Origin of the sequence: Streptomyces sp. SM10, from assembly GCF_002910915.1 — a bacterium.
In the GTDB taxonomy this organism is placed as follows: domain Bacteria; phylum Actinomycetota; class Actinomycetes; order Streptomycetales; family Streptomycetaceae; genus Streptomyces.
On record NZ_NEUF01000194.1, the window covers coordinates 14,063 to 40,768 of the forward strand.

General features: G+C 71.3%; 24 protein-coding genes and 5 pseudogenes. 14 read left to right on the top strand and 15 right to left on the bottom strand.

The window, feature by feature from the left end; genetic code table 11:
- The 3 genes from B9S57_RS33495 to B9S57_RS33505 all read right to left on the bottom strand — a co-directional run.
- Window positions 1-493 (bottom strand): TerD family protein (locus B9S57_RS33495; protein WP_103760914.1); only part of this gene is annotated, 493 nt, incomplete at its 3' end.
- Between the two features lie 229 nt (window positions 494-722).
- Window positions 723-1,190 carry a peroxiredoxin gene (locus B9S57_RS33500; RefSeq protein ID WP_103760915.1) on the bottom strand — a complete coding sequence of 156 codons (468 nt, stop codon included), beginning with the start codon at window positions 1,188-1,190 and terminating at the stop codon, window positions 723-725.
- A 168-nt stretch (window positions 1,191-1,358) separates the two neighbouring features.
- Window positions 1,359-1,796 carry a DUF3052 domain-containing protein gene (locus B9S57_RS33505; RefSeq protein ID WP_103760916.1) on the bottom strand — a complete coding sequence of 146 codons (438 nt, stop codon included), beginning with the start codon at window positions 1,794-1,796 and terminating at the stop codon, window positions 1,359-1,361.
- Window positions 1,797-2,277: 481 nt separating this feature from the next.
- On the opposite strand from B9S57_RS33505, the gene aceE reads away from it, so the two are divergent.
- Complete coding sequence (gene aceE, locus B9S57_RS33510) at window positions 2,278-5,019, top strand: pyruvate dehydrogenase (acetyl-transferring), homodimeric type (protein WP_103760917.1); 2,742 nt, start codon at window positions 2,278-2,280, stop codon at window positions 5,017-5,019.
- A 166-nt stretch (window positions 5,020-5,185) separates the two neighbouring features.
- Here the strand turns inward: aceE and B9S57_RS33515 are convergent, their stop codons facing one another.
- Together B9S57_RS33515 and B9S57_RS33520 are read right to left on the bottom strand one after the other, a co-directional pair.
- Window positions 5,186-5,614 carry a peptidase inhibitor family I36 protein gene (locus B9S57_RS33515; RefSeq protein WP_103760918.1) on the bottom strand — a complete coding sequence of 143 codons (429 nt, stop codon included), beginning with the start codon at window positions 5,612-5,614 and terminating at the stop codon, window positions 5,186-5,188.
- Window positions 5,615-5,822: 208 nt separating this feature from the next.
- The gene (locus tag B9S57_RS33520; RefSeq protein ID WP_103760919.1) at window positions 5,823-7,433 is read right to left on the bottom strand and encodes an MFS transporter; all 1,611 of its coding nucleotides are present in this window, start codon (window positions 7,431-7,433) and stop codon (window positions 5,823-5,825) included.
- Window positions 7,434-8,178: 745 nt separating this feature from the next.
- Here B9S57_RS33520 and B9S57_RS33525 point away from each other — a divergent pair.
- From B9S57_RS33525 to B9S57_RS33550, 7 genes and pseudogenes are all read left to right on the top strand, one after another.
- Window positions 8,179-9,390 carry an alpha/beta hydrolase gene (locus B9S57_RS33525; protein ID WP_103760920.1) on the top strand — a complete coding sequence of 404 codons (1,212 nt, stop codon included), beginning with the start codon at window positions 8,179-8,181 and terminating at the stop codon, window positions 9,388-9,390.
- Window positions 9,391-9,497: 107 nt separating this feature from the next.
- Window positions 9,498-10,424, top strand: a complete 927-nt coding sequence (locus B9S57_RS33530; RefSeq protein ID WP_103760921.1) for a DUF4429 domain-containing protein — start codon at window positions 9,498-9,500, stop codon at window positions 10,422-10,424.
- Window positions 10,425-10,594: 170 nt separating this feature from the next.
- Window positions 10,595-11,941 carry a sensor histidine kinase gene (locus B9S57_RS33535; protein WP_181011565.1) on the top strand — a complete coding sequence of 449 codons (1,347 nt, stop codon included), beginning with the start codon at window positions 10,595-10,597 and terminating at the stop codon, window positions 11,939-11,941.
- Window positions 11,938-12,618, top strand: coding sequence for a response regulator transcription factor (locus tag B9S57_RS33540; protein ID WP_103760923.1), 681 nt, complete (start codon window positions 11,938-11,940; stop codon window positions 12,616-12,618). Before B9S57_RS33535 ends, B9S57_RS33540 begins: the two co-directional genes overlap by 4 nt.
- 130 nt (window positions 12,619-12,748) lie before the next feature.
- Window positions 12,749-12,970, top strand: a pseudogene (locus tag B9S57_RS36595) (alpha/beta fold hydrolase); the annotation flags it as partial.
- Window positions 12,971-13,193: 223 nt separating this feature from the next.
- Entirely contained in the window at window positions 13,194-14,237 is a 1,044-nt protein-coding gene (locus B9S57_RS33545; protein ID WP_103760924.1) for an alpha/beta hydrolase, read from the top strand.
- Complete coding sequence (locus B9S57_RS33550; protein WP_103760925.1) at window positions 14,234-15,442, top strand: acyltransferase; 1,209 nt, start codon at window positions 14,234-14,236, stop codon at window positions 15,440-15,442. The genes B9S57_RS33545 and B9S57_RS33550 overlap by 4 nt, the downstream gene beginning before the upstream one ends.
- Window positions 15,443-15,467: 25 nt before the next feature.
- Here the strand turns inward: B9S57_RS33550 and B9S57_RS33555 are convergent, their stop codons facing one another.
- Window positions 15,468-16,484 carry an aldo/keto reductase gene (locus B9S57_RS33555; protein WP_103760926.1) on the bottom strand — a complete coding sequence of 339 codons (1,017 nt, stop codon included), beginning with the start codon at window positions 16,482-16,484 and terminating at the stop codon, window positions 15,468-15,470.
- A 5-nt stretch (window positions 16,485-16,489) separates the two neighbouring features.
- Window positions 16,490-16,954, bottom strand: coding sequence for a MerR family transcriptional regulator (locus tag B9S57_RS33560; RefSeq protein ID WP_103760927.1), 465 nt, complete (start codon window positions 16,952-16,954; stop codon window positions 16,490-16,492).
- A gap of 108 nt (window positions 16,955-17,062) precedes the next feature.
- On the opposite strand from B9S57_RS33560, the gene B9S57_RS33565 reads away from it, so the two are divergent.
- Window positions 17,063-17,884 carry a serine hydrolase gene (locus B9S57_RS33565; protein WP_103760928.1) on the top strand — a complete coding sequence of 274 codons (822 nt, stop codon included), beginning with the start codon at window positions 17,063-17,065 and terminating at the stop codon, window positions 17,882-17,884.
- Between the two features lie 11 nt (window positions 17,885-17,895).
- Here the strand turns inward: B9S57_RS33565 and B9S57_RS33570 are convergent.
- Window positions 17,896-18,306: pseudogene (locus tag B9S57_RS33570) on the bottom strand (ATP-binding protein); the annotation flags it as partial.
- 84 nt (window positions 18,307-18,390) lie between these two features.
- On the opposite strand from B9S57_RS33570, the pseudogene B9S57_RS33575 reads away from it, so the two are divergent.
- Window positions 18,391-19,174, top strand: a pseudogene (locus B9S57_RS33575) (helix-turn-helix domain-containing protein).
- 218 nt (window positions 19,175-19,392) lie between these two features.
- Here B9S57_RS33575 and map read toward each other — a convergent pair.
- Window positions 19,393-20,169 (bottom strand): type I methionyl aminopeptidase, encoded by a 777-nt coding sequence (gene map / locus B9S57_RS33580; RefSeq protein ID WP_103760929.1) that lies wholly within the window; start codon window positions 20,167-20,169, stop codon window positions 19,393-19,395.
- 78 nt (window positions 20,170-20,247) lie between these two features.
- On the opposite strand from map, the gene B9S57_RS33585 reads away from it, so the two are divergent.
- The 3 genes from B9S57_RS33585 (at window position 20,248) to B9S57_RS33595 (ending at window position 21,592) form a co-directional block, all read left to right on the top strand.
- The gene (locus tag B9S57_RS33585) at window positions 20,248-20,556 is read left to right on the top strand and encodes a helix-turn-helix domain-containing protein (RefSeq protein WP_103760930.1); all 309 of its coding nucleotides are present in this window, start codon (window positions 20,248-20,250) and stop codon (window positions 20,554-20,556) included.
- A gap of 71 nt (window positions 20,557-20,627) precedes the next feature.
- Entirely contained in the window at window positions 20,628-21,149 is a 522-nt protein-coding gene (locus tag B9S57_RS33590; RefSeq protein WP_103760931.1) for a hypothetical protein, read from the top strand.
- A gap of 44 nt (window positions 21,150-21,193) precedes the next feature.
- Window positions 21,194-21,592 carry a hypothetical protein gene (locus tag B9S57_RS33595; RefSeq protein WP_103760932.1) on the top strand — a complete coding sequence of 133 codons (399 nt, stop codon included), beginning with the start codon at window positions 21,194-21,196 and terminating at the stop codon, window positions 21,590-21,592.
- 416 nt (window positions 21,593-22,008) lie between these two features.
- On the opposite strand, the gene B9S57_RS33600 is transcribed toward B9S57_RS33595, so the two are convergent.
- The 4 genes and pseudogenes from B9S57_RS33600 to B9S57_RS33610 form a co-directional block, all read right to left on the bottom strand.
- The gene (locus B9S57_RS33600; RefSeq protein WP_103760933.1) at window positions 22,009-22,821 is read right to left on the bottom strand and encodes a MerR family transcriptional regulator; all 813 of its coding nucleotides are present in this window, start codon (window positions 22,819-22,821) and stop codon (window positions 22,009-22,011) included.
- A 192-nt stretch (window positions 22,822-23,013) separates the two neighbouring features.
- Window positions 23,014-23,172 carry a hypothetical protein gene (locus B9S57_RS35060; protein WP_219818608.1) on the bottom strand — a complete coding sequence of 53 codons (159 nt, stop codon included), beginning with the start codon at window positions 23,170-23,172 and terminating at the stop codon, window positions 23,014-23,016.
- Window positions 23,173-23,204: 32 nt separating this feature from the next.
- Window positions 23,205-23,476 (bottom strand): annotated as a pseudogene (locus B9S57_RS36600) (recombinase family protein); the annotation flags it as partial.
- 15 nt (window positions 23,477-23,491) lie between these two features.
- Window positions 23,492-24,185, bottom strand: a pseudogene (locus B9S57_RS33610) (MFS transporter).
- A 672-nt stretch (window positions 24,186-24,857) separates the two neighbouring features.
- Between B9S57_RS33610 and B9S57_RS33615 the strand changes: the two are divergent.
- Window positions 24,858-25,496, top strand: coding sequence for a DUF4232 domain-containing protein (locus B9S57_RS33615; protein WP_103760934.1), 639 nt, complete (start codon window positions 24,858-24,860; stop codon window positions 25,494-25,496).
- Between the two features lie 5 nt (window positions 25,497-25,501).
- On the opposite strand, the gene B9S57_RS33620 is transcribed toward B9S57_RS33615, so the two are convergent.
- Window positions 25,502-25,693, bottom strand: coding sequence for a hypothetical protein (locus tag B9S57_RS33620; RefSeq protein WP_181011566.1), 192 nt, complete (start codon window positions 25,691-25,693; stop codon window positions 25,502-25,504).
- A gap of 191 nt (window positions 25,694-25,884) precedes the next feature.
- Window positions 25,885-26,673: a hypothetical protein gene (locus tag B9S57_RS33625; RefSeq protein ID WP_103760935.1), complete on the bottom strand. Its 789-nt coding sequence runs from the start codon at window positions 26,671-26,673 to the stop codon at window positions 25,885-25,887.
- Window positions 26,674-26,706 lie beyond the last annotated feature (33 nt).

The following is a 26,706-nucleotide window of genomic DNA, read 5'->3' on the forward strand; positions in this document are numbered from 1 at the left end:
CGCCGTTGCGGTAGAGCTCGCCGAAGACCATGGCGGTCTCCGTCGAGGCGTCCTCGCTCAGGTCGTAGCGCGCGAGCTCGCTGTTGTCCGCCTGGTTCACCACGCGGATGTACGCGTTGCGCACCTGGCCGAAGCTCTGCTGCCGGCTCTCGGCCTCGTAGATCGAGACCGGGAAGACGATCTTGTCGACGTCGGCCGGGATACCGGCCAGGTTGACCTTGATGACCTCGTCGTCGCCCTCGCCCTCACCGGTGAGGTTGTCACCGGTGTGCTCGACCGAGCCGTCGGGGCTCTTGAGGTTGTTGAAGAAGACGAAATTCCCGTCGCTGCCGACCTTGCCCTCGGCGTTCGTCAGCAGCGCGCTGGCGTCGAGGTCGAAGTCACCGCCGGTGGTCGTACGGGCATCCCAGCCCAGACCGACGATGACCGCGGTCAGGTTCGGCGCGGCCTTGGTCAGCGAGACGTTGCCGCCCTTGCTGAGGCTGACTCCCACGAGTCCTCCAAACGTTTTGAGAGGGCCGGCAGACGCCGGCGCCCCCGTCGTGCTGTGGCATCGGATCAACGATTGGATCCTAGTGACCGGTTCCCGGCCAAAACAGGCTTTTGGCCGGTCGCCGCCAGGAGATCCCCGGATACGCCGTGTCACAAACCCCGGGATCCCGCACATCGCGGACCCCGGAACCGGTACGGCGGCCCCCGGGGACCTCCTCGGACCGGCCGGATCAGATCGAGTCGAGCGCCTTGATGTAGTCGTTCAGGTCACGCGCGTCCGGCAGGCCGTTGACCACGGACCAGCGGACCACGCCCTCCTTGTCGATGACGAAGGTGCCGCGCACCGCGCAGCCCTTGTCCTCGTCGAAGACGCCGTACGCCCGCGAGGTCTCGCCGTGCGGCCAGAAGTCCGAGAGCAGCGGGTACTCGAGGCCCTCCTGCTCGGCGAAGACGCGCAGGGTGTGGATCGAGTCGTTGGAGACGGCGAGCAGCTGCGTGTCGTCGTTCTCGAACTTCGGGAGCTCGTCGCGGAGCGCGCACAGCTCGCCCGTGCAGACACCGGTGAAGGCGAAGGGGTAGAAGAGCAGCACCACGTTCTTGGCGCCGTCGGAACCCTGGAAGTCGGAGAGCCTCACGGTCCGCCCGTGGTTGTCCTTCAGCTCAAAATCCGGAGCCTTCGTGCCGACCTCGATCGCCATGTAAAACGCATCCCTTCGCAAACGTCGCACGTCCCGGCCTGGGCCGTCCGGGTGACACCCACCCTACGCAGCGTCCCCCACGAACCCCGGGCAGGCCCGCGGGGGCACGTGAGAAGGCCCCCGGCGGCGTGATGCCGTCCGGGGGCCCCTCGGGTGATGAAGGAGCTCTCAGCGCTTGGCCGGGGCCCCCTTGGGGGTGACCAGACGGCTGCCCGTCCAGTCCTTGCCCGCGCTGATGCTCTTGGTCTGGGCGAGACCAGCTGTCTGGGCAGCCTCGTTGATGTCGCTCGGCTCGACGTATCCGTCGCGGCCGGTCTTGGGCGTCAGCAGCCAGACCGCCCCACCGTCCTCGATCAGACCAATGGCATCCACCAGCGCGTCCGTAAGGTCGCCGTCCTCGTCGCGGAACCAGAGCAGGACGACGTCAGCGACGTCGTCGTACTCCTCGTCGACGAGATCCTGGCCGATTGTGGCCTCAATGCCCTCACGGAGCTCCTGCTCGACGTCGTCGTCGTAGCCGATCTCCTGGACCACCTGTCCGGGTTCGAACCCAAGCCTTGCGGCCGTGTTGGTCCGTTCCTCCGCGTGGTCCGCGGTCGCGCTCACGGGTTGCCTCCTGATCATGTTTCGGAAAATGCTTCAGCCACGCGCGTGCGCGGGGCGTTGGCCGTAGTCCACACGGGCTCGGCGAATCGCGCAAGTACCCGGCGTCCGAGACCGCCTAAACGGTGACGTTCCCTGCCACGTCACCGCAACGTCCGGCATGTCTCCCGCGGGGCCGGAAATGGTGTCCGGACCCTTTACGTCCTTCCTCAGCTTATGCCGTTTCGCTCCGCCATTCGGATTCGAACGGGCTTTGGGAACGCTTGGCCGGGTTGGGCGTATGGTTGCGGTTTGGGCAGGACCGCCCTCGCGCTGCTGGTACTCGTGCCCGGACACGGCGTCCGGGAACCTCGTGTTACCTCACAGTAGAGATGACGGTCGCGACTCTCGCGGTACACGATGGAGGCGGCGCAGAGCAGCCACCCGGGGGTACGTTGCCCGCAACCAGGCCCCGAAGTGCACCACCGAACAGCGAAGGAACAGCGTGGCTTCCGGATCCGATCGCAACCCGATCATCATTGGCGGCCTTCCGAGCCAGGTCCCGGACTTCGATCCAGAAGAGACCCAGGAATGGCTGGACTCCCTCGACGCCGCCGTCGACGAGCGTGGCCGTGAGCGGGCCCGCTACCTGATGCTCCGGCTCATCGAGCGGGCGCGCGAGAAGCGCGTGGCCGTGCCCGAGATGCGCAGCACCGACTACGTCAACACGATCGCCACGAAGGACGAGCCGTTCTTCCCCGGCGACGAGGAGATCGAGCGCAAGGTCCTCAACGCGACCCGGTGGAACGCCGCGGTGATGGTCTCCCGCGCCCAGCGCCCCGGGATCGGCGTCGGCGGCCACATCGCCACCTTCGCCTCCTCCGCCTCGCTGTACGACGTGGGCTTCAACCACTTCTTCCGTGGCAAGGACGACGGTCTGGGTGGTGACCAGATCTTCTTCCAGGGGCACGCGTCCCCGGGCATCTACGCCCGCGCCTTCCTGCTCGACCGGCTGAGCGAGGCGCAGCTCGACGGATTCCGTCAGGAGAAGTCGAAGGCCGGGCACGCACTGTCCAGCTATCCTCACCCGCGGTCGATGCCGGACTTCTGGGAGTTCCCGACCGTCTCGATGGGCCTCGGCCCGCTCGGTGCGATCTACCAGGCGCGGATGAACCGCTACATGGAGGCCCGCGGCATCGCCGACACCTCCACGTCGCACGTCTGGGCCTATCTCGGCGACGGCGAGATGGACGAGCCCGAGTCGCTCGGCCAGCTCTCCATCGCCGCACGCGAGGGCCTGGACAACCTCACCTTCGTGGTCAACTGCAACCTGCAGCGCCTGGACGGACCGGTCCGCGGCAACGGCAAGATCATCCAGGAGCTGGAGTCCCAGTTCCGCGGTGCCGGCTGGAACGTCATCAAGCTGGTCTGGGACCGGACCTGGGACCCGCTGCTCGCGCAGGACCGCACGGGCATCCTGGTCAACAAGCTGAACACCACGCCGGACGGTCAGTTCCAGACGTACGCCACCGAGACCGGGGCGTACATCCGGGACCACTTCTTCGGTGACGACCCGCGCCTGCGCGACATGGTCAAGGACATGTCCGACGACCAGATCCTGCACCTGGGCCGCGGCGGCCACGACCACCGCAAGGTCTACGCGGCGTACGCGGCGGCCAAGGCACACAAGGGCCAGCCGACGGTGATCCTCGCGCAGACGGTCAAGGGCTGGACGCTCGGGCCGAACTTCGAGGGCCGCAACGCCACCCACCAGATGAAGAAGCTCACGGCGGACGACCTCAAGCGCTTCCGTGACCGCCTGCACATCCCGATCGCGGACAAGCAGCTGGAGGACGGCAACCCGCCGTACTACCACCCGGGCCGCGACTCGGAGGAGATCCAGTACATGCACGACCGCCGCCAGGGTCTGGGCGGCTACGTCCCGACCCGCGTGGTGCGTGCGAAGCCGCTGCCCCTCCCTGACGAGAAGGCGTACGCGACCGCGAAGAAGGGTTCGGGCCAGCAGTCGATCGCCACGACCATGGCGTTCGTCCGCGTCCTCAAGGATCTCATGCGGGACAAGGAGATCGGCAAGCGTTTCGTGCTGATCGCCCCCGATGAGTACCGCACCTTCGGGATGGACGCGTTCTTCCCGAGCGCGAAGATCTACAACCCGCTCGGCCAGCAGTACGAGGCCGTGGACCGTGAGCTGCTCCTCGCGTACAAGGAGTCGCCGACCGGCCAGATGCTGCACGACGGCATCTCCGAGGCGGGCTGCACGGCCTCGCTGATCGCCGCGGGTTCGGCGTACGCCACGCACGGCGAGCCGCTGATCCCGGTGTACGTCTTCTACTCGATGTTCGGTTTCCAGCGCACCGGCGACCAGTTCTGGCAGATGGCCGACCAGCTCTCCCGCGGTTTCGTCCTGGGCGCGACCGCCGGGCGTACGACGCTGACCGGCGAGGGCCTCCAGCACGCGGACGGCCACTCGCAGCTCCTCGCCTCGACGAACCCGGCCTGCGTCTCCTACGACCCGGCGTTCGGTTACGAGATCGCGCACATCGTCAAGGACGGTCTGCGCAGGATGTACGGCGGGTCCCCCGACGAGAACGAGGACGTCTTCTACTACCTCACCGTCTACAACGAGCCGATCCAGCACCCGGCGGAGCCCGCCGACGTGGACGTCGAGGGCATCCTCAAGGGCGTGCACCGCTACAGCGCCGGCGAGAAGGGCCGGATCCCGGCCCAGATCATGGCCTCCGGTGTGGCGGTCCCGTGGGCGGTGGAGGCCCAGCGGATCCTCGCCGACGAGTGGGACGTGAAGGCGGACGTCTGGTCGGCGACCTCCTGGAACGAGCTGCGCCGCGAGGCCGTCGAGGTGGAGCGCCACAACCTGCTCCACCCGGAGGAGGAGCAGCGCGTCCCGTACGTGACGCAGAAGCTCTCCGGCTCCGAGGGCCCGTTCGTGGCGGTGTCGGACTGGATGCGTTCCGTGCCGGACCAGATCGCGCGCTGGGTACCGGGCGCCTACCAGTCGCTGGGTGCGGACGGCTTCGGCTTCGCCGACACCCGGGGTGCGGCTCGCCGCTTCTTCCACATCGACGCGCAGTCGATCGTGCTGGCGGTGCTGACCGAGCTGGCGAAGGAAGGCAAGATCGACCGTTCGGCGCTGAAGACGGCGCTCGACCGTTACGAGCTGCTGGACGTGGCCGCCGCGGGCCCCGGCCCGGCCGGCGGTGACGCGTAAGGAACGCGAGTTCCGGAAGAAGGGCGGCGGACCCCTGGGCCCGCCGCCCTTCGGCGTCCCCGCGCGAATCCGCCGCCCTTCGGCGTCCCCGCGCGAATCCGCCACCCTTCGGCGTCCCCGCGTGAGCCCGCCGCCCCTGGGCCCGGACCTCGAAGGCGCCGTCGGCTCAGTTCTCCCAGATCTTGAAGGCCCTGACCGTATACGGCGACCGCGGCACCCAGGTGCCGCCGCCCGGATACGTCTCGAACTCCCCGGTCTCGGCGCACTCGGCCGACTGGTAGGTGGTGACGGGCCGGCCCGTGCGGTTCACCAGGGCCTGGGCGGAGCTGCCCGACGGCAGCGGGACGCAGCTCTCGATGTCGACGGTGGACAGCTCATGGACCTGCGCGGCCCCGGCGAAGTCGGGCTTCGCCCAGAGGCAGAGCTGCCCCGCCCCGCAGGGCGCGAGCCCCGCCGGCGCGGCCTGCGGGGCGGGGCGCGAGCGCTCCGCCCCGGTGGTGCCGTCGTGGGCGGCGGGTGCGGCGCCCGAGGACAGGGCCGTGGCCGGGACGAGCGCGGTGGCCGCCAGGGTGGCGGCGAGAACGGTCGTACGCATGGTGGATCAACCCCCGTGGTCGAGCGAGCCGGGCGGCTCGCCATGTCCGCACTCTGACCTGCGCGGGTTCGGGCCGGGAAGGGGTCGGGCGGTGGACCACCCTGATAGGCGACAGCCCCGCCGGAACCGTCCGGCGGGGCTGTCGGGTGCGCTGTGTTGACGTCCTGGGCTCCCGGAGGGCACCGGGAGGGTCAGGAGCCGTGGACGGTCAGATGTGCCCGGCTCCCATGCCGGCCTCGGCGTTCGTGCCGCGCTTGGTGAGCGTGGCGACGAGGGCGGCCATCACCGCGACGATGCCCGCGACCATGAAGGCGGTGCTCATGCCCGACACGAACGTGTCATGGGCGACGCCCGCGATCTTCGCCGCGACCTCGGGCGGGGTGCCCGGGGCGACCGGCGGCATGCCGACCTTGACGGCGGAGGATGCCTGGTCGAGCTGGGCCGGGTCGACAGGCGGGAGGCCGGCGGCCTTCCAGTTGTCGCCGAGCTTCGCGTCGACCTGGGACGCCATGATGGCGCCCAGGACGGCGGTGCCGAGGCTGCCGCCGACCTGCATGGCGGACTGCTGCAGCCCGCCGGCGACACCGGAGAGCTCCATCGGGGCGTTGCCCACGATGACCTCGGTGGCCCCGACCATGACCGGCGCGAGACCGAATCCCAGCAGTGCGAACCAGAGCGACATGATCAGCGTGCCGGTGCCGACGGTCAGCTGCGACATCCCGAACATGGCGACGGCGACGGACACCATGCCGCCGACCAGCGGCACGCGCGGCCCGAACCTGGTGATCGCGGCCCCGGCGAGCGGAGAACCGACGATCATCATTCCGGTCAGCGGCAGCAGGTGCAGCCCGCTGTCGACCGGGCTCATGCCGTGGACGTTCTGCAGGTAGAAGGTGACGAAGAACAGGCCGCCCATGAAGGCGAACGCCATCAGCACCATCAGGACCACGCCGGCCGACAGCGGCACGGAGCGGAACATGGCGAGCGGGATCAGCGGCTCGCGGACGCGGGTCTGGACGAACGCGAACAGGCCGAACAGCACCAGGGACGCCAGGAGGAAGCCCAGCGTCTTCGGGTCGCCCCAGCCCCACTCGGAGCCCTTGATCAGGGACCAGATGAGGCAGAACATCGCCAGCGACAGCAGGACGATGCCGCCGATGTCGAAGGACCTCGGTGCGTTCAGCGCCCGGTGGTCCCTGAGGATCACGAGACCGAAGACCAGCGCGATCACACCGACCGGCACGTTGATGAAGAAGACGGACTGCCAGCTGACGTGCTCGACGAGCACACCGCCGAGGATGGGGCCTCCGGCGGTCGAGGCGCCGATGACCATGCCCCAGATGCCGATCGCCATGTTCAGCTTCTCGGCGGGGAAGGTGGCGCGCAGCAGACCGAGGGCCGCCGGCATCAGCAGGGCACCGAAGAGGCCCTGGAGCACGCGGAAGAGGATCACCAGGGTGACGCTGCCGGAGAGGCCGATGGCCGCCGAGGCCGCGGCGAATCCGGCGATGCCTATCAGGAAGGTCTGGCGGTGGCCGAAGCGGTCACCGAGCTTGCCCGCGGTGATCAGGGAGACCGCGAGGGCGAGCATGTAGCCGTTGGTGATCCACTGGACGTCGGCGAGCGAGGCCTTGAGGTCCTGCTGGATGGCGGGGTTGGCGATCGCGACGATCGTGCCGTCCAGCGCCACCATCATCACGCCGATGGCGACGGCGAAGAGCGTCAGCCAGGGGTGGCCACGCAGCCCCTTCACCGGTACGGCAACAGGGGTGTCCTCAGGCTCCCGCGGTGCCTTCTCGACACTGGTCTGACTAGTCATGCGCTGGACATTATGGCGGCCACTGCCAGGAGACAAACCAATTCACCGGACATTGACTGTCACGTAGCTCACAGGGTGGCGGCGCAGGGCGAAACCGCTGATTTGCGTCCGGCGGGTGGCATGAGGGAGGCCGTGAGGGAGCCCCGTCAACGTCACTCCGGCGCGTCCCCCTAGAGGGGCGATGTGCCGAGCCGTTCCTGAAGCCCTGGCCGTGATCGCCGGGACGGGGCCGGCCGACGACACGACGGCACACCTGCCGGAAGGCAGAAACCGAAGGCAGCGAGGGGGCGGCCGAACCCCCGGACGCCCACCTGCCGAATGATCACGGAGCGTGAGAGTTGGCCCGGGGAGCGGATCCGCGCCCTCAGACGGCGGATTCGCCGCCCTCCCCGGGATCACGCCACCGACCGGACAGGGCCGGGACGGCGGGAGCGAGTGGGCCGGGAAGCCTCGGCCGGCGGCTCGATCGCGGTCGGACCTGCGCTCCCAGGGAGCGGTGCGCCACGGACGTATGTCCTTACGCGAACCGCACAGTTGTGCCGGACCCCTCATCGCGACCGCATGGCCGAACTCACAACGGCTCCGCATCCCAGGCCTTTTCACGCATCCGGCGGCCATCCGGCGCGTCGGAGAGTGAACCGGGCACACACGGAGCGTAGGAGAGGAGGGATCAATTCCTCACGTGTGGGTGATCCGTGTCACCCCTGCGACGACGTCACGGGCGCGTCTCCTAGGGTGGGGCGCAGTGACTTCCTTCGACACCTCCCCCACTCTCACCGCAGGGCGCGCGCTGGCCGCCGTGGCGGTCGTGTTCGTGATGCTGGCGACCACCGGCTGGACCGCCGTGCGTCACCAGCACGCCGCCGGACCGCGCGAGACCGCGCTCGCCTCATGGGCCAAGGACCGCATAGCGGGCCACGCCCTCCCCGACGTGGGCGCCCCGGCGTACCGGCTGGCCCACTTCTTCGCCACGCTCACGGCGGGGCAGCAGGTCGCACTGGCCGACACGTACCCGCTGGTGGTGGGGAATCTGAACGGGGCTCCGGTCACCTTGCGCTACCGGGCCAACCGGCATGCGCTGGTGCAGGCGGAGACGGCCGAGGAACAGCGGACACAGGACACACGGCTCTCCCCGGACGGCCGCCATCAGGCCACGGCCCGGCTGGACCGCTTCCGCTCCCTGCTCGCCGGTGACCGGCAGATCCTCTCCTTCGACCCGTCGGGCCGCGGCCGGGCGGCCGAGGTCTTCGGCGACCTCGACCGGGCCGAGCGGGTCTCGGTCGTCGTGCCCGGGGTCGACACGAACCTTCTGACGCTGGAGCGCACCGGCGCGAAGACGAACGCGGCGCCCGTCGGCATGGCGCGGTCGCTGTACGGCGCCGAGCGGTCGGCGCGCCCCGGTTCGCGTACGGCGGTCATCGCGTGGGCGGACTACACCGCGCCCGCCGGGATCGGCATGGACGCCGCGCTGGGCGGGCTCGCGAAGGAGGGGGCGGTGCGGCTGAGCGCCCTCGTGGAGTCGCTCCCCGGCGCGTCGGACGTCTCGCTGTTCTGCCACAGCTACGGCTCCGTGCTCTGCGGTGTGGCCGCGCACGACCTGCCGCCCAGGGTGTCCGACATCGCGGTCGCGGGCAGTCCCGGGATGCGGGCGGACAACGCCGGGGCGCTGCACACCCGGGCCAGGGTGTGGGCGATGCGGGACGGCGACGACTGGATCGAGGACGTGCCGAACATGGAGGTCGGCGGCCTCGGCCACGGTGCCGACCCGGTCGACCCGGCCTTCGGCGCGCGGATCGTGTCGGCGAACGGCGCGATCGGTCACAGCGGCTATTTCGAGCCGGGCACCGAGAGTCTCAGCAATTTCGCCGCGATCGGCGTGGGCGCCTACGACTCGGTCAGTTGCGCACGTGCCGACGCCGCGTGTCACCGGGATATTTCCGGCGGACAGGAGGCCTGACGCGCGTAGAAGGGCGTCTGACGCGCGTAGAGAACGGCGAACGGCCTGCCCGATTTCGCCAGTACCGAAGGGGGACGTGCGGGCCTGTGCCACATACGATGAGGCACATGGGTGATGTGCTGGCCGGAATTCATGCCACCTGGGAGTTCGACACCGACTCCGTGCTCATCCGCTTCGAACGGGGAATCCGCACGCCGAGGCTCTTCCAGAGCCTGCGTGAGCGCCGCATTCCGTACGCGGCCTTGTCGTCGGTGACGCTGACCCCGGGCAAGCGGGGCACGGTGGTCCTGCACGCGGTGCCGAGACCCGGTGCCGATCCGCTGCTGGCGGCTGCGGCCGGCCAGCTCAAGGAGGGCATCGACCCCTACCGCCTGGTCCTGCCGGCAGAGCGCGAGACGCTCGCCGAGTACTACGCCGACGAGCTCCGCGCCCTGCTCGGCCCTGAGGCCGGCCTGCCCGCGGAGCAGTTCATGGTGACGGCCCCCGAGGCGCCCATGCACTTCAAGGCGTACGACGGCCGGGCGGGCTTCGACGGGGCCCTGGTCTCCTTCCGGTGGTTCTGGACGGGGGCGTCGAGCGCCAAGTGGAAGGCCGGTGACCAGACGTTCCCCGTGGCGGAGCTAGGTGGGATCGAGTGGCGTTCGCCCGAGGCGTTCGAGGGCTATCTCCGGCTGGTGCCGCGTGGCGCGGCGGCGGCCTCCGAGGCCGGCGGCCCCGGGGCGGAGCCGATCACCGGGGTGGGCTCCCCCGTCGTGGAGCGCGTCCAGCCGGACCAGGATCCGGCGGCCGTCGTGTTCGGTCTGGGCTACGGCCCGGTGCACGAGTCGCTTCCCTTCGCCGCAGGGGTCCTGGAGTCGGTGCGCCGCACCCAGTCGGTGCCCGTCGCGACCGCACCCGTCCCGGTGGGCGGTGCGCGGCGCGACCCGGCGGACATCGCCGAGCGGATACGCCACCTCGGCGATCTCCATCAGGCGGGCCTGGTGACCGACGCCGAGTACAGCGCGAAGAAGGCGGAGCTGCTCGCCGAGCTGTGAGGTCTCCGGCGGCCGGGCCCGGACCGCACGCCGCGCACCCGCCCGCTCGAGGACGCCCGAGGTGACGGCCGTAGCCTCCGGTCCCCTGCCCGGGTACGGGCGGGAGGGCCGCCGGCCCACCCCTGGGTATGACGCCACCCGGCGCACTCCGCGCCTACGCTGACCCGATCATGCCCACCTCTCCCGCCGGGCCGCCCACGCCCGCCGACGGTCTGCTGAGCGCCGCCCGCCGCAATCTGCGCGAGCTCGCCCACGGGCTGTCCCACGCGTCCCACTCGTCGGCCCCTCCGTTCGCCGGGTCCCCGAAGCTTTGGCTGCGGCTCCTGCCGTACGCCGTCGTGCTCGCGCTCACCGCCGTCTTCGTCCCCACCACGATCCAGGTCCTGGCCAACGACTACGGGGTGCCCGGCGGGCTCGCGGCCGCCCTGGCCGTCGGCCAGGCCGCGCCCCTGCTGATGCTGGCGCACCGGCCGCTGCAGGCCTGGTGGATCGTCTTCGCCGCCGACGTCGCGGGTGCGCTGGTCCTGCTCGGTACGGCCGAGCAGCCGCAGGGCACCATCTGGCCGTGGACGCCGCCGGTCATCGTCGGCTATCTCTTCGTGCTGCTCGCTCTCGGTCTGCGCGAGAGCCGGAGGACCGTGATCGGCGTCTGGCTGGTGACGGGCGCGGCCGGTCTGGCCCTGCACCTCGTGGCGCCGGCGCGCAGCGGCGGCGGCGCACTCCTGCTGGTCGTCCTCGGCGCGCTGGTGCTGGTGATCGGGCAGGCGGTGCGGGAGCGGGGCGAGGCCCAGCGCCGGCTCGTCGAGCAGGAGACGATCAGCGAGGCGGAGCGGGCGCAGCGGACGTTGCTGGAGGAGCGCACCCGGATCGCACGGGAGCTCCACGACGTGGTCGCGCACCACATGTCGGTGATCACCGTGCAGGCCGACTCGGCTCCGTACCGGATCGGCGGGCTCTCCGAGGAGGCGCGGTCGGAGTTTGCGGCGATCGCGGCGGGGGCCCGGGAGTCGCTGGCCGAGATGCGCCGGCTGCTGTCGGTGCTGCGCAGTGACGGAACCCGGGGGGAGCTGGCTCCGCAGCCCGGTCTCGACCGGCTGCAGCAGCTGGTGGAGGCGACGGTGCGGGCGGGGCTCCCGGCCGAGCTGTCGCTGGCGGGGGACGTGGGGGAGGCGGTGGAGCGGGGCGGCGTACCGCCGACGGTGGATCTGTCGGCGTACCGCATCGTGCAGGAGTCGCTGGCGAACGTGGTGCGGCACGCGCCGGGTGCCCGGACCCGGGTGTCGGTGACGGCGCTCGACGGCCATCTGACGGTGCTGGTGGTCAACGACCCCGCGGTCCGGCCGGGTTCACCGCTCGAGGCGTCGGGGACGGGACACGGGCTGGTCGGTATGCGGGAGCGCGTACGGTTGACCGGCGGCACACTCGACACCGGCCCGCTGCCGGACGGGGGTTTCCGGGTCTCCGCGAGGCTCCCGCTGCAGCCGCCCTCGGCGTCCCTGAATCCGGAGGATCTGTGACCATCCGCGTGATCATCGTCGACGACCAGGCCATGGTGCGGGCCGGGTTCGCCGCACTGCTGGCCGCCCAGAGCGACATCGACGTGGTGGGCGAGGCACCGGACGGGCGCAAGGGCGTCGAGGTCAGCAGGGCGGCGCATCCGGACGTCGTCCTGATGGATGTCCGGATGCCGGAGATGGACGGACTGGCCGCCGCCCGCGAGCTGTTGGACCCGCCGGTGGGGGTGGTCCACCGGCCGCGGGTGCTGATGCTCACCACCTTCGACGTCGACGACTACGTCTACGAGGCGCTGCGCGCCGGGGCGTCCGGGTTCCTGCTGAAGGATGCCCCGCCGGGCGACCTGATCTCGGCGGTGCGGGTCGTGGCGGCCGGGGACGCGCTGCTCGCGCCGTCCGTGACGCGGCGGCTCATCGCGGACTTCGCCCGTCAGCGGCCGGCGGCGCCGTCCGGCGGACCGGCTCTGCGGCTGAACGGTCTGACACCGCGTGAGAGGGAGGTCCTGGAGCTGATCGCCCGGGGGCTGTCGAACCAGGAGATCGCGGCCCGGCTGGTCCTGGCCGAACAGACGGTGAAGACGCACATCGGCCGGGTGCTGGCCAAGCTCGGCCTGCGGGACCGGGCGCAGGCGGTGATCTTCGCGTACGAGTCGGGGCTGGTGGCCCCGGGAGAGGCCTGAGGCCCTGGCCCCGCCGGACGCTTGGCTCCGGCACCGGTGTGAGGGTTTGGCTTCACCGGCATGACCACGGAACACGCGCCCCTCGACTCCGGCCTCGACGTCCTCGTCCAGGGGCAGCGGCCCCGCCCTGCTGCTCGCCCACGGTGCCGGCGGCGGCATCGAGGGCAACTTCGGCCTCGTCCTGGACGATCTCGCCCGGGACCACACCCTGATCGGGCCGCACTACCCGGGGACGGGCCGCAGCCCCGTGGCCTCCGGCCCCCTGGATCCGGACGAACTCGCCGACCGACTGTTCGCCTCCGCACGGGCGTCGGGGCAGGAGTCGTTCGCCGTAGTCGGTGAGTCGCTCGGCAGCGCCGTGGCCGTCCGCCGCCCCGTCCCGGCACCCGGGGTGACCGCTTCCCCCGCGACGTACGGCGGGCACCCGGCCGGCGGTAGGGCTTTCCCCCCGTACACCCCCTACCCCGGTGCGACAGGGGAGTTGGCTCCGCGGGGTGACGCCCTGTCACCGGTCGCCCTCCTACCTTCCTCCCCTGCACACCGAACGGTGTGGACGGACGTAAGGGGAGGGCACGATGCGCCGATTCGCGAGGACCTTGGCCGCGGTCGCAGTGGCGACCACCGTGGTGGCGGGGACGGCGGGCTGGGCGGCCGGGAACACCCAGCGGGCGGTGACCGGTCCGCCACCCGGCAGCGCGTCGTGGCGCGCCGACGGGGCTCTGGGCAGGGAGCTGCCCGACCCCGGCCGCGCGTCCCCGGCCGAGGTCCGGCGGTTCTTCCGCGGGCTGACCGGTGCCCAGCAGCGGGAGCTGCTGGAGCGGCACCCGTCGGTGGTCGGCAATCTGGACGGGGTGCCGCTGGAGCTCCGCTACCGCGCCAACGCCCGTGCGCTACGGGCCTCCCACGATCCCCGGTACGCCTCCCTCGCGGCGCCGGGCCGGCAGATCCTCGCGTTCGACCCTCGGGGGCGCGGGCAGGTCGCCGAGGTGTTCGGGAATCTCCGCTCCGCACGTCATGTGTCGGTCGTCGTGCCCGGGTCGGACATCGACGCCGGGACCTTCGACCGGCGCGGCGACGTGTACGGCACCCCGGCGGGCATGGCGAGGTCGCTGTACGCCGAGACGGGCGCGGGCAGCGCGGTGATCGCCTGGGCCGGGTACACGACCCCGGTCGGCCTCGGACTGGACGCGGCGACCGGATCCCTGGCCGAGGCGGGGGCGGAGCGGCTGGCCCGGTTCACAGCGGGCCTGGCCGCCGACGGGCTGCCCGCACCCGTCGTGTTCTGCCACAGCTACGGCTCCGTGGTGTGCGGACTGGCGGCCTCCGGGCTCGGCGCCACGGACCTGGTCGTGCTCGGCTCCCCCGGGATGCGCGCCGACGACGTCTCCGGTCTGCACACCCGGGCGCGGGTCTGGGCGGCCAAGGACGCCACCGACTGGATCGACGGCGTACCGCACGTCGAGGTGGCGGGACTCGGCCACGGCGCCGACCCGGCCGGCGAGGAGTTCGGGGCGCGCCGGGTGCCGGCGCAGGACGCCGAGGGCCACACCGGCTACTTCGCTCCGGGCACCGACTCGCTCCGCGCCTTCGCGGCCATCGCCGAGGGGGCCTCCCGATGAGCGTGCGCCGACTGGTCTCCCGCATCGACGCGAGCACCCCCGCCCACCGGGACCGCGCGGTCGACGGGCTGCGTGCCCTGGCGCTGCTGGCCGTCCCCACCGGTCACTGGCTGCTCGGCGGATTCACCACGGGCGGGGAGGGCGCCCTGCACAACGCCAGCCCGCTCTCCGCGTTCGCCGTGTTCTCCCCGGTGAGCTGGGTGCTCCAGATGCTGGGCGTGTTCTTCCTGGTCGGGGGATACGCCTCCGTCCGCTCCTACCACCGAAGGCCCTCCACCACAGGGGCCTGGCTGCGCGGCCGGGTCGTCCGCCTCGGCAGGCCGGTGCTCGGTGTGACCGCCGTGTGGGCGCTGATGATCCCGGTGCTGTACGCCGCCGGTGTGCCCGAGGACACCCTGCGCACGGGAGCGAAGCTGGTGATCCAGCCGCTCTGGTTCGTCGGGGTGTACGCCGTGGTCACGGCGCTCACGCCGTACTGCGTACGTGCGGCCGGGCGGCTCGGGATGTGGGCGGCGGCCCCGCTGATCGGCTCGGTCGCCCTGGTCGACCTGGTGCGCTACGGGCCGTACGCGGATGCCGTGCCGTCCTGGCTGTCCGTGCTGAACATCCTGCCCGGCTGGCTGTTCGCGTATCAGCTCGGTGTCTCCTGGGGGCTGGGCCGCCTCTCCCGGAGAGGTGCCGGGCTCCTGCTCGTGGGCGGCACGGCCCTGTTCGCCGTGCTGCTGCTCGCCTTCCACTACCCGGCGTCGATGGTCGGCGTCCCGGGCGAGGCGCGCACCAACTCGCACCCGCCGTCGCTGCTGGTCCTGGCCCTGGCCTCCGCGCAGAGCGGTGCGGCGGTCCTGCTGCACGGCCGGATCGGCCGGGCCCTGCGCCGCCCCGCCCTGTGGGCCCCCGTCGTGGTGGTCAACCTGTCGGCGATGACCATCCTGTGCTGGCACCAGACGGCGATGCTGGCGGCCGCCGTCCCGGCCTCCTTCGCCGGCGCGGTCCCCGGGCTGACCACGGCACCGGACACCGTCGGCTGGATCCTGGCCCGGCTCGCCTGGATGCCGCTGTTCGCCGCGCTGCTGGTGCTGATCGCGCGGTACGCCCGCCGCTTCGAGGCGCCCTGGGAGGCGGCCGGTGGCGCCGGAACCGCCCGCCGGGCAGCGGCCGGGCTGCTGGCGGCGGGGTTCGCGGTGTTCGCGCTCCGGCCGGCCTGAGAGCGGGCTCCCCGCCGCGCCCCCTCTACTCGCGCGCCGCCGAGGTGCTGCTCATGTCCGGGTAGCGGTCGCCCGCCACCTGCGCCCCGATCGGCTCCAGCTGCTCCAGCTCCTGATCGCTGAGGACCAGCCGGGTCGCGCCGACGTTCTCCAGCAGACGGCTCCGCTTACGGGTGCCGGGGATCGGCACCACGGTCAGGCCGTGCACCTGCGCCCGCTGCTGCACCCAGGCCAGGGCGACCTGTGCGGCCGTCGCCCCGTGAGCCGCGGCGATCTTGTGCACGGGCTCCAGCAGGGCGGCGTTGGTCTTCGCGTTCTCGCCGGTGAAACGCGGCTGGTGGGCGCGGAAGTCGTCCTGTCCCAGCTCCTTGCCCGCGTCCGCGAAGGACCCGGTCAGGAATCCGCGCCCGAGCGGCGAGTACGGCACGAACGTCACCCCGAGCTCGACGGCCGCGGGCACGGCGCTGCGCTCCACGTCCCGGCTGAAGAGCGACCACTCGGACTGGAGGGCCGCGATCGGGTGCACGGCGTGCGCCTCGCGGAGCTCGTCCCCGGTCACCTCGCTCAGGCCGAGCTGCTTCACCTTGCCCTGCTGGACGAGTTCCGCCATCGCGCCGACGGACTCGGAGAAGGGGACGAGCGGGTCGCGGCGGTGCATGTAGTACAGGTCGATGACGTCGGTGTTCAGCCGCCGGAGGCTGGCCTCGACGGCCTCCCGGATGTACGCGGCGTCGTTGCGGACACCCCGGTAGTGCGGGTCGTCGGTGCGCTCTACGGCGAACTTCGTCGCCAGCACCATCTCGTCCCGGTGCGCCCCGACGAACGGCGCGAGGAACGTCTCGTTGGCGCCCCGGCCGTAGATGTCGGCGGTGTCGAAGAGGGTGACGCCGGCTTCGAGGGCCGCCTCCAGGGTGTCGCGGGCCGCCGCCTCGTCGGTGTCCCCGTAGAACTCGCTGATCCCCATGCAGCCGAGGCCCTGCACGCCGACCTGCGGGCCTCCGGTGCCGAGCTGTGCTGTCGCGATCTTGGTGGTGTCGCTCATGTGCGTCAGACCCCTTCAGGCGCCGTGCGGGCGCCGCTGTAAAAGTCGATCTTGAAGTCGAGTACGGCGAGGGTGCCCTGGAGCTCCGCGATCCGCGTCCTCACGTCGCGCCGGGTCGCCTCCAGCAGTTCCTGCCGTTCGGCGAAGGTGTGGTCGCCCTCGCGGAGCAGTTCGGCGTACCTGACCATGTCGGCGACCGGCATCCCGGTCAGCCGCAGCTTGCCGACGAAGGCCAGCCAGTCCAGGTCGCGGTTGCTGAAGCGGCGCTGGCCCGTGTGGGAGCGGTCGACGTGCGGCATCAGCCCGATCCGCTCGTACCAGCGCAGCGTGTGGGCGGTGAGTCCGCTGAAGGCGACGACCTCGCTGATGGTGTAGCGGTCCTGGCCCTCGGGGCGCGGGTGCGCCTTCGGGGCCGAGGCGCAGGTCTCGGTCCGTGCGGTAACGCTCTCCGTGCTCTCCATCACCGTCATGCCTCCACGCTAGAACCTTGGAGTGCACTCCAAGCAAGCGTATCCCGGTGGCGATCTCGGATTCGGGCGCCGGTCGAGCTCGTACGGGCTTTCGTTAGGCTCGTACGCATGCAGAGCCTGGCGATGATCGAGAACTGGCCCGTACCCACCGCGGCAGCCGCCGTCGTCACTTCGGACGGCACGCTCCTGGGTGCCCATGGTCCCACCGCGCACCGCTTCCCGCTGGCCTCGGTGACCAAGCCGCTCGCGGCCTACGCGGCGCTGGTGGCCTACGAGGAGGGGGCCGTCGAGCTGGACGAGCCGGCGGGCCCCGAAGGCTCCACCGTCCGCCACCTCCTCGCGCACACCAGCGGTCTCGCCTTCGACGAGCACCGGATCACGGCGCCCCCCGGCACCCGCAGGCTGTATTCCAACGCGGGCTTCGAAGTGCTCGGCGACCACATCGCGAAGGCCACCGAGATCCCCTTCGCGGAGTACGCACGCCAGGCGGTCCTGGAGCCCCTGGGCATGACGTCGACGACCCTGGAGGGCTCACCGGCCAAGGACGGCGTCTCGACGGTGGACGACCTGGTGCGGTTCGCGGCGGAGGTGCAGGCCCCCCGGCTCCTGGACCCGCGCACGGTCCTGGAGGCCCAGACCGCGGTCCACCCGGGCCTCAAGGGCGTACTCCCCGGGTACGGCCATCAGAACCCCAACGACTGGGGGCTCGGCTTCGAGATCCGCGACTCCAAGTCGCCGCACTGGACCGGGAATTCCTCCTCCCCCGCGACCTTCGGCCACTTCGGCCAGTCCGGCACGTTCCTCTGGATCGACCCGGCGGCGGGCGCGGCCTGCGTCGCCCTGACGGACCGGGACTTCGGCCCGTGGGCGTCCGAGGTCTGGACGCCGTTCACCGACGCGGTGCTGGCGGAGCTCGGCACCTCCCGCTGAGAGCGCTGCCCGCACTCGAACCAGACCGTCTTCCCCCGGCCGCCGCCGCGCGCCTCGACACCCCAGCGGTCGGTGACGGCGTCCACCAGCAGCAGCCCCCGCCCGCCTTCGTCGAGCGCGTCGCCCGCGACCGCGTGGGGCAGGCGGGGCGACGCGTCGGCGACCTCGACCCGCACACCCCGGTCCGGGAGCAGATAGATCAGGGTCTGGCAGCGACGGCCGGGGGCGTGCCGCACGACGTTGGCGATCAGCTCGGTCAGCGCGAGCTCCGCCGCGTCGGCCACGGCGAGCAGGCCCCAGCCGGTGAGGTACAGCCGCAGGATGCGGCGCAGGTGACGCGCGGAGTGCTCGCCTTTCGCCAGGTCGGCGCGGTAGCCCGCTTCCTCCGCGTCACCGGTCCGGGTGTCGGATACGTGAGTCATGCCACCAGCGTGCAGCGCGGTGACTACTCTCGGCTACGACCTGAATCCAACGCCCTCGGGCGTTGAAGCGAGAGGCACCCCGCCGTGACCAACGTGCAGTCGCTCGACCCCGGCGCTTCCCCGTTGGACTACTACCGCTGGGAGCTCCGCCGCCAGTGGGAGGCCCACGGCCTGCGGCAGGGACAGCTCGGCGAGATCATCTTCTGCACGGGCTCGCTGATCGGCCAGATCGAGACGACGCGGAAGGTCCCGACGCGACTTCCCGGAACGCCTGGACGCCGCGCTCGGCACGGACGGGGTGTTCTCGCGGCTGGTCGGCCTGGTCCTGCGCAGCCAGCTGCCGACGTGGTTCCAGCCGTACGCGGAGACGGAGGCACGGGCGACGTACATCTCCACGTAGCAGGCGCAGTTGGTGTACGGGCTGCTGCAGACGGAGGAGTACGCGCGGGCGGTGCTGGCCACCGGCATGCCCGATGACCTGGAGGGCCTGGTCGCGGCCAGGATGGAGCGCCAGCGCATCCTGCAGCGCGAACAGCCGCCGCTGGCCTGGGCGATCCTGGACGAGGCGGTGCTGCACCGGCCGGTCGGGGGCCGCGAGGTCATGCGAAACCAACTCGCGCGGCTGTTGGATCTCACCTCCCACAGATGGATGCGGATCCAGGTGCTGCCCTTCGTCGCGGGTGAACACTCAAGCCTGGCCGGGTCGTTCAACATGCTCCGATTCGACGACGATCCGGATCTGATCTACACGGAGGACCTCATCTCCGGCCACATGACCGCCAACCCCGAGACCATCCGAGAGGCCTCGCGCCGTTACGCTCACGTGCAGGCCGCAGCCCTCTCCGTCTTGGAGCGTCCGACGACCTGAGGGCCCTGATCGCCCTGGCGCCGGAGGTCGCGGACACCGGCTACCGGAACCTGCTGATCGACTACGCGTGTGCGGGACCGAACCTGCCCGACCGGCTCGTGGCCGAGGCTCAGCGCATCCGCGAGAACTGAAACCGGGCTCTCCGCGCGAGAACGGCCGACCGGGAGGCCGCCCGCGCACACCGCAACGGGAAGCACGGTGCGGGGTCTCCCCTGCGGCTACGCCGACTTCGGCAAGGTGAGGATCTCCGCTCCGTCCTCGGTGATGGCGATCGTGTGCTCACTGTGGGCCGTCCGGCAGCCCGTCGCGCTCCGGAGGGTCCAGCCGTCGGCGTCGGTGACGAGCTTGGCGGTGTCCGCCATGACCCAGGGCTCCAACGCCAGCAGCAGGCCGGGGCGCAGTGTGTATCCACGGCCCGGACGTCCGGTGTTCGCGACGTGCGGGTCCTGGTGCATCGTCGACCCGATGCCGTGCCCGCCGAATTCGGTGTTGATCTCGTACCCGGCCTGACCGAGGACCGTGCCGATGGCGTGGGAGATGTCGCCGATACGCGCTCCGGGTCCGGCGGCGGCGATCCCCGCGGCCAGGGCGCGTTCGGTCGCCTCGATCATCGCGACGCTCTCCGGGGGCCGCGCACTGCCCACGACGAAGCTGATGGCGGAGTCCGCGGCGATTCCGCGCTTGGAGACGGCGAGGTCGAGGGTGAGCAGATCGCCGTCGGCGAGCGCGTACTCGTGGGGCAGCCCGTGGAGCACGGCGTCGTTGACCGCCGTGCAGATGTAGTGGCCGAACGGGCCGCGCCCGAAGGACGGCGCGTAGTCCACGTAGCAGGACTGCGCCCCCGCCTCGGTGATCATGGCCTTGGTCCACCGGTCGATGTCCAGGAGGCTCGTGCCGACCGTGACCCGACCCTTCAGCGTCTGCAGGATCTCTGCGACCAGGGCGCCCGTGTCTTTCGCGCGGGCCAGCAGGGCGGTATTCAGGATCTCGATCATGTGCCACTTTCCTCATGGAACCAACAACTGAACCAACAACTATACCGGTCAAACTATACCGGTACTAGAATCGGGGCCATGGTCAGACTGCCGCTCACTCCCGCAGAGGTCGCACGCGGCCGCCGCCTCGGCGTCCTCCTGCGCCGGGCACGGGGCGATCGCTCGATGCTCGAGATCGCGCTCGCCGCCCGCGTCTCCCCCGAGACACTCAGGAAGATCGAGTCGGGCCGCGTGGCCACCCCGGCCTTCCCGACCATCGCGGCGATCACCGATGTGCTCGGCCTCTCCCTCGACGCGGTGTGGACCGAGATCAGCCGGTCCGACAGTGACGGTGACGCCGTACCGGTGGAGGCCGACCACCGCGCGGTCGAGCGGCTGACCGCCTGAGCCACCGCGCCCCGGCCGTGCGGCGGCGGTTTCGCGGTGCACCGGGGGCCGGACGTCGCTAGCGTGCAGGCGTGACCGGTTCCGCGCTGCCCCTCCTCTTCCTCGATGTCGACGGGCCCCTCCTCCCCTTCGGCGCGACCCGCCGGCAGCTCCCGGACGGTTATCCGACCTACGGGAGTGGGCACGCACCCCAGGAGGCCTGGGCGAATCCGCTGACCGCCAGGATCGATCCCGCCCACGGCCCCCGCCTGCTGGCCCTGCCCTGCGAGCTGGTGTGGGCCACGACGTGGATGTCCGAGGCGAACGACTGCATCGCTCCGTGGCTCGGACTGCCCCGACTTCCCCTGGTCGACTGGCCGGACCCGGCCCCCGAGGAGCCGAAGGGGCTGCACTGGAAGACCTCCGGACTCGTCGGATGGGCCACCGGACGCCCGTTCGCCTGGGTCGACGACGAGATCACGGACTTCGACCGCGCGTGGGTGGAGGCGCATCACCCGGGGCGCGCCCTCCTCCACCACGTCGAGGCCTGGCAGGGCCTGACCGGAGCGGACTTCGCCACTCTGGACGCGTGGCTGCGGGGCGCGGGGCGCTGACCGGCCCGGCAGGCTCCGCTCACGCTCCGCTAGATTGGGCCGCTATGCGATCACGCGACTTCGACCTCGACTTCCGCTACCAGGCCGAGAAGACACGCAAGTGGGGACTTGCCCTGCTGTCCCTGGCCGGGCTGTTCTGGATCTGGTGCGCCGTCCTGCTCATCCTGCCGTACCAGGCCGAGAGCGAGCCCGACGACGACACTCCCGCCACCTGTGAGTCACGCCTGTTCACGGACGCGGGTACGGCCAACACGCGGGAATCGGGAGAGACCTGCGCCGAGGAGCGCGACTGGCCCGAGGCCCTCGCCGTGCTCGGGGTCTCCATACCGGTCTCGGTCGTCGGAGCATCGATCTTCACCATCGGGACGGTCTCCCGCCGGATGAGCGCCCACGGCCAGGCGATACGCGAACTGGACAAGCTGACGGAGAAGACGCGGGACTGACCCGCACCCCGGCCGCGGCCCGGCGCCCCTCCGGGCCGCGGGTGACCGGTGACCGCACCGCCCCGGGGGAATCGCGTACGTCGCCGCGCGCACGTCGGGGGTTGAGGAACATCCGAACGAAGACCGGCGCCAAGCCTTCGTCGTCCCTGGTGGGTGGCTGACGGGGTGCCGGCTCATGGTCCGACGTCGTTCCACAGATATCGCCCTGTTGTCTGCGGCACGGCTGACCGCGACCTGCGGCGACGCCCACAAGCCGCTGCGCGAAGCGGCCCTGTTGTCCGTGCCAAGGGGGAAGCGGTGGCCACCGTCGCACAACTTCCGGTCAGCTTTCGAAGTCGTCCGCACTCGCTGATGGCGGATTGAGTGGGGCCGGCCAGGGGAGCCTGGCCGGCCCTTCTTCGTGTCAGCCCTTCGTGTCAGGCCTTGTTCACGGGTTCTTGGAGTTCGGTGACCCATTCGCCGTGGTTGTCGGGGCATTCCAGGTTGATCTCTCGGGGGTGGCCGACCGAGCGGTAGCCGTTGGCGTCGATCCAGCGGCCAAGAGTCTGAACGGTGGGCAGGACGGTCTCCATCGAGCCGCGGTGCATGACGGTCGCCGCCTGCTCGACGGGCGGCAGGTCCACGATCTGCAGCCCGTCGTGGTCACTGAGGGGCACTGAGACCTCGACACCCGCGTGGATGAGGATCCCGCCGTCCTGCGCGTCCTCGTAGTAGGCGACCCCGGGCCCGGAGGGGGCGATGCCTGCCGCCTCCAGACGCCGGAACAGCTCGCCGTAAAGCGGCTCGACGACCGGGCCGATCGTGTCGAAGTCTGGTGCCACTGCGGTAAGTTCGGCCAGACGCACGCTCGGCAGGCTCTTCAGTACGACATCGTTGCTGGGCATCTGCCCCTCGCTCTCGATCGAGCGGAGCCTCGCCTCGACTTGGGTCAGCCGGGCCGCTGCGGCTGTCATCGTCGCCTCCAGCTCGGCGTGCCGCAGCCGGAGCATGGCGCGCAGTTCCTCGGTGGTCACCTTCTCGTCCAGGATCGCCTGGACCTTCTGGAGGGTGAAGCCGAGGTCCTTGAGTGCGATGACGCGGTTGAGGCGGGCCAGCTGGGCGGCGGTGTAGTAGCGGTAGCCGGTGGTCGGGTCGACGTGAGCCGGGCGCAGCAGGCCGGTCGCGTCGTAATGACGCAGCATCCGGACCGAGACGCGACCATGTCGGGCGAAGTCTCCGATGGTGAACATGATGTCTCCGAGTTGACCGCCTGACACGGTGTGAGGGTCAAGAACACTGCTCGGATCCCTGGAAAGGGCCGTGAGCGGGATCGGTGACGGCTCCCCCTGGTGCCGCGGTTCACTCTTGCAGACATCGGTGCAGGGAGGTCTTCGGGATGCCGGTCTTGGCGCTGATCTCGCCGCAGGCGGCGCCCCGGGCTTTCAGCAGGCGCGCGTACTCGATCTTGTCGGCGGGGTGGGCGTCCGGTCGGCCGATGCGGCGGCTTCGGCGACGGTGCGGGCGTGGGCGGCGCGTTCGGCGGTGAAGGTGCGTTCCATCTCGGCGAACAGGGCCAGAAGGAGGAAGGCGATGCGGGCCATGCCTTCGTCGGCGGTGTTGATCGGCAGGGGTCTGCAAGGGATCGCACGCCGATCTGTTGCTTGTCGAGGTCGTGGACGAGGTTGAGGACTTCGCGCAGGTTGCGGCCGATCCGGTCGAGGGTGTGCACGACGACGGTGTCCCCTTGCGGGCGTAGGCGAGCAGGTCGGCCGGGCCGGGGCGCACGACGCTGGCTCCGCTCTTCCTGTCCACGTGGATCCGGTCGTCGGGGATGCCAGCAGCTTCGAGTGCGTCGAGTCGGTGTTCCAGGCTCTGTTTGGTGGTCGGGACCCTCGCGTACCCCAGGGCGGGCCCGCTCGATCAGCTCCCGGTCCGCGTCGTCCAGGAAGAAGCTGCCGCCGACGGCAGGGCCCGCACGGACGGAAGCGCCCGTCCCAGGCGCGCCAGCGGGGACAGAGCCATCACCACCGGGGACGCCATCATGGCCGCGGCCGCCACCAGGAGGCTGGTGCGCAGCCCCCACTCCGTCGCGAGGAGCCCGCCGAGCAGGGAGCCGAGCGGAGCCGTCCCCATGCCGACGAACGTGATCGTCGCGGCCACACGGCCCTGCATCCCGTCCGGAGTGACCGCCTGCCGCACGGCCATGACCGTGACATTCACCAACTGGCCGGCGGACGGCGAAGGTGGCCACGAACAGCGCGGGCAGGCCGAACAGCCCGAGGAGGCCGGCCGCGGCGGTGGCGCCCAGGACCAGGGTCCGGCCGGCGTCCGTCACCACCATCACCGTGCGCGTCCTCCATCCGTCCACCCAGGCACCGACGAACAGCGAGAGGAACAGGACGGGTGCCTGCCCCACCGCGCGGAGGAGGCCCAGTTGGCCGGCGCCGGCGTGCAGCGTCAGGACGGCGAAGAGCGGGAGGACGGTCAGAGCGGTCTGTTCCCCGAGTTGGGAGGCCGTCTGGCCCACCCAGAATCTGCGGAACTCACGATCCCGCCAGAGGCCCCGCGGAACACGACGAACTGACACAGGTACAGCGGAGGAAGGGGAGGGCACGGAGATCCCTCGGATTGCCGACGGCGAGGCCCGTCGCCCGGCGCACACCTGGTGCGCCCGCGATCCGGGCAGGGGAAGGCTCGCTCTGCCGCACCCTCAGGGGCAGCACGCGATGACGGGCCGGTCACGGCCCCGACGTCAACGCGCGCTCGGACGACCGGGCATGTCTCCACTCCTCATGAGCACTCGCTGCCCGCACCCTAATCCTCGACGGGTGAGCCGGAAAGCGGATTTCCGGCGGGGTGAGCACGGCGACGGGCTCTCCCCGGAGCAAGGCGGAAGCGGTGTGCGGCGGGTGAAGAGAGTGTGCCGCCGATGATGTTCAAGGGGTGGCGGGTCACGGGCCTGTCCCAGCCCGCGCGGGCCGGGGAGGTCCGTTCCGAACCCTGCCGGAACCGGTGGATCCGGCGAGCGGCTGCGGTCGACGGCCACTGCCCACCGGGGTGCCCAGGCCCTGAATTCCGGGCCTGACGGGCAGTGCGGAGCGAGGGCCCCGCCCCCGGCCCGGGTGGCGTGCGCGCTGCCACGGCACCCCTGCTCCCCGCACTCGCATGTAACGGGCATGTATGAGAGGGCGGTCGGACGGAACGCACCCCGGGCGGAACCGGGTCCTCATGATCAGTAACGCTCGCTCCCGCCGAGCGGACGGAACCGACCACGAAGGACGAAACGATGCGCGTCAAGAAGCTCACCCTCACCGCCCTGGCCCTCGCCGCAGGCCTCTCGCTCACCGCCTGCCAGGGGAACGAGGACTCGGCCGCGGACACGAGCGGCTCCGGGGCCTCCTCGTCGTCCTCGGCCGCGGCCTCCGGCGACAGCGGCACGTCCGACCAGAGCGCTGCGGCCTCCGGCCACGACGCCACCGCCTCGGAGTCCGCCCAGGGCAGCGGCAACGGGCAGGTCACCACCGGTACCTGCATGACGTCGAACCTCGAATTCGGCACCGCTCACGGCATGGGCGAGGGCGACCTCCTCGTCAGCCTCAAGAACACCGGAGACGCCTGCACCCTCAAGGGCTTCCCCGGAGTCGACCTGAGGTCCCAGGACGCCTCCGGGCCCCTGAGCGCCGAGCGCAGCGAACTCGACGCGCCGGTCGTCGACCTCGGCAACGGCGAGACCACCCGCTTCACCCTCCACTACCCGCCGAACAACACCGGCGGTTCGGGCGTGTACGTCACCGCCATCGAGGTCACCCCGCCCGACGAGACGCACTCCAAGGCGCTGTCGGTCGACCTCCGCCTCCCGGTCGGCGCCGACGGCGACGGCGACGGCGGGGTCGTGGTGGACCCGGTCGGCACCGGCAAGCAGTGAGACCACTACACCGCGGTCAGGCCGGCGCAACGGCGGCAGGCGCGGGCCGAGGACACCACGACGGCGTGCGAGGCCGCCGAGAGGGCGCCTGCCAGAGCGAGCAGCGGCCGGTCCGCGGTGAGCGCCGCGGCGACGGCGAGCGCGGGCGTCGCGACCGCCACGGCGACACTGGTCGTGGTGCCGGCCCAGGCGACCACCGAGGGAAGCCGGTGGGCGAGTACGGCGCAGAACCTCGCCGAGGCGCGCGCACTCGTCGGTTCGGCCCCGCAGAGCGTATGGCCCCCGGCTGCGTGGTGGCCACCCTGTGCCGGACCCTGGACCGCTTCACCGAGGACACGGGGATCGCGGTCAACTCCGAACTGCCGGACGTCGCCTGCGACCAGCGCGGTCAGGACCCTCCGGCCTCCTTCACCTTCTCCACCAGCGCCGCGATCATCCGCTCGTCCGGTCCCGGTTCCGGCGTGAGCTCTTCCAGTTGCCCGGAGGGGAGCGGCCCGAGGACTGCACCGGTCTCGACCGAGGCCATGACGCCTCCCACACGTACGACGGTGACCAGGCTGTAGGCGTAGTGGTCCGCTTTCCCCGGGTCCACCTCCATGCGGCTCAGCATGCGGTAGCGCACGGCCTCTTCGCCGAGACGCGGGACCGAGAGCGTCTCGGTCGTGACGGACGAAGGCCCGTAGGCGCCGTTCACGTCGAACCGGCCGCAGGTGCCCACAGCTCGGCGCAACTCCGCCATGCGGGCGCGGGCGGTGCCCGCCGGGAAGCTGGTGAGCACGGTCTTCCTGGGCGACAGGGTGTCGTCGCCGAGGTACATGACCGCATAGGCCATGGCCGACTCACCGCGATCCGGCACGTTCTCGCTGCGCACGCGTCGCAGTGCCAGGCACTGCGACGGCTCGGAGCTCTCCTTGCCGAGATCACGCGTGGCCGCGCCCTCCCGGGCGTCCCCGCCCGTGACGGTGAAGCCCGTCGCCTCCACTTCGGTGAGCAAGGCGGCCTCGAGCGCGTCGGCGGTGAGGGGCGTCGAGCGGACCGCCATGCCCTCCGCCGCCGGCTCCCGCTCCGAGACCTCGGGCGCACCGGCCGATGTCCCGCCTTCGGAGCAGGCCACGGCCAGACCGAGCAGGGGCAGCAGAGCGATTCCCGACAGCCGTCGCGCACGCGTGTGACGCATCGTCAATTCAGGGCGTTGAAGTCGCCCACCAGG

Bases quoted from the DNA above. Each gene is read 5' to 3' on its own strand.
- B9S57_RS33500 (WP_103760915.1), bottom strand. From the start codon at position 1,190: ATGGCGATCGAGGTCGGCACGAAGGCTCCGGATTTTGAGCTGAAGGAC.
- B9S57_RS33515 (WP_103760918.1), bottom strand. From the start codon at position 5,614: ATGCGTACGACCGTTCTCGCCGCCACCCTGGCGGCCACCGCGCTCGTC.
- B9S57_RS33520 (WP_103760919.1), bottom strand. From the start codon at position 7,433: ATGACTAGTCAGACCAGTGTCGAGAAGGCACCGCGGGAGCCTGAGGAC.
- B9S57_RS33530 (WP_103760921.1), top strand. From the start codon at position 9,498: ATGGGTGATGTGCTGGCCGGAATTCATGCCACCTGGGAGTTCGACACC.
- B9S57_RS33535 (WP_181011565.1), top strand. From the start codon at position 10,595: ATGCCCACCTCTCCCGCCGGGCCGCCCACGCCCGCCGACGGTCTGCTG.
- B9S57_RS33545 (WP_103760924.1), top strand. From the start codon at position 13,194: ATGCGCCGATTCGCGAGGACCTTGGCCGCGGTCGCAGTGGCGACCACC.
- B9S57_RS33550 (WP_103760925.1), top strand. From the start codon at position 14,234: ATGAGCGTGCGCCGACTGGTCTCCCGCATCGACGCGAGCACCCCCGCC.
- B9S57_RS33555 (WP_103760926.1), bottom strand. From the start codon at position 16,484: ATGAGCGACACCACCAAGATCGCGACAGCACAGCTCGGCACCGGAGGC.
- B9S57_RS33560 (WP_103760927.1), bottom strand. From the start codon at position 16,954: ATGACGGTGATGGAGAGCACGGAGAGCGTTACCGCACGGACCGAGACC.
- B9S57_RS33565 (WP_103760928.1), top strand. From the start codon at position 17,063: ATGCAGAGCCTGGCGATGATCGAGAACTGGCCCGTACCCACCGCGGCA.
- map (WP_103760929.1), bottom strand. From the start codon at position 20,169: ATGATCGAGATCCTGAATACCGCCCTGCTGGCCCGCGCGAAAGACACG.
- B9S57_RS33585 (WP_103760930.1), top strand. From the start codon at position 20,248: ATGGTCAGACTGCCGCTCACTCCCGCAGAGGTCGCACGCGGCCGCCGC.
- B9S57_RS33595 (WP_103760932.1), top strand. From the start codon at position 21,194: ATGCGATCACGCGACTTCGACCTCGACTTCCGCTACCAGGCCGAGAAG.
- B9S57_RS33600 (WP_103760933.1), bottom strand. From the start codon at position 22,821: ATGTTCACCATCGGAGACTTCGCCCGACATGGTCGCGTCTCGGTCCGG.
- B9S57_RS35060 (WP_219818608.1), bottom strand. From the start codon at position 23,172: ATGGCCCGCATCGCCTTCCTCCTTCTGGCCCTGTTCGCCGAGATGGAA.
- B9S57_RS33615 (WP_103760934.1), top strand. From the start codon at position 24,858: ATGCGCGTCAAGAAGCTCACCCTCACCGCCCTGGCCCTCGCCGCAGGC.
- B9S57_RS33625 (WP_103760935.1), bottom strand. From the start codon at position 26,673: ATGCGTCACACGCGTGCGCGACGGCTGTCGGGAATCGCTCTGCTGCCC.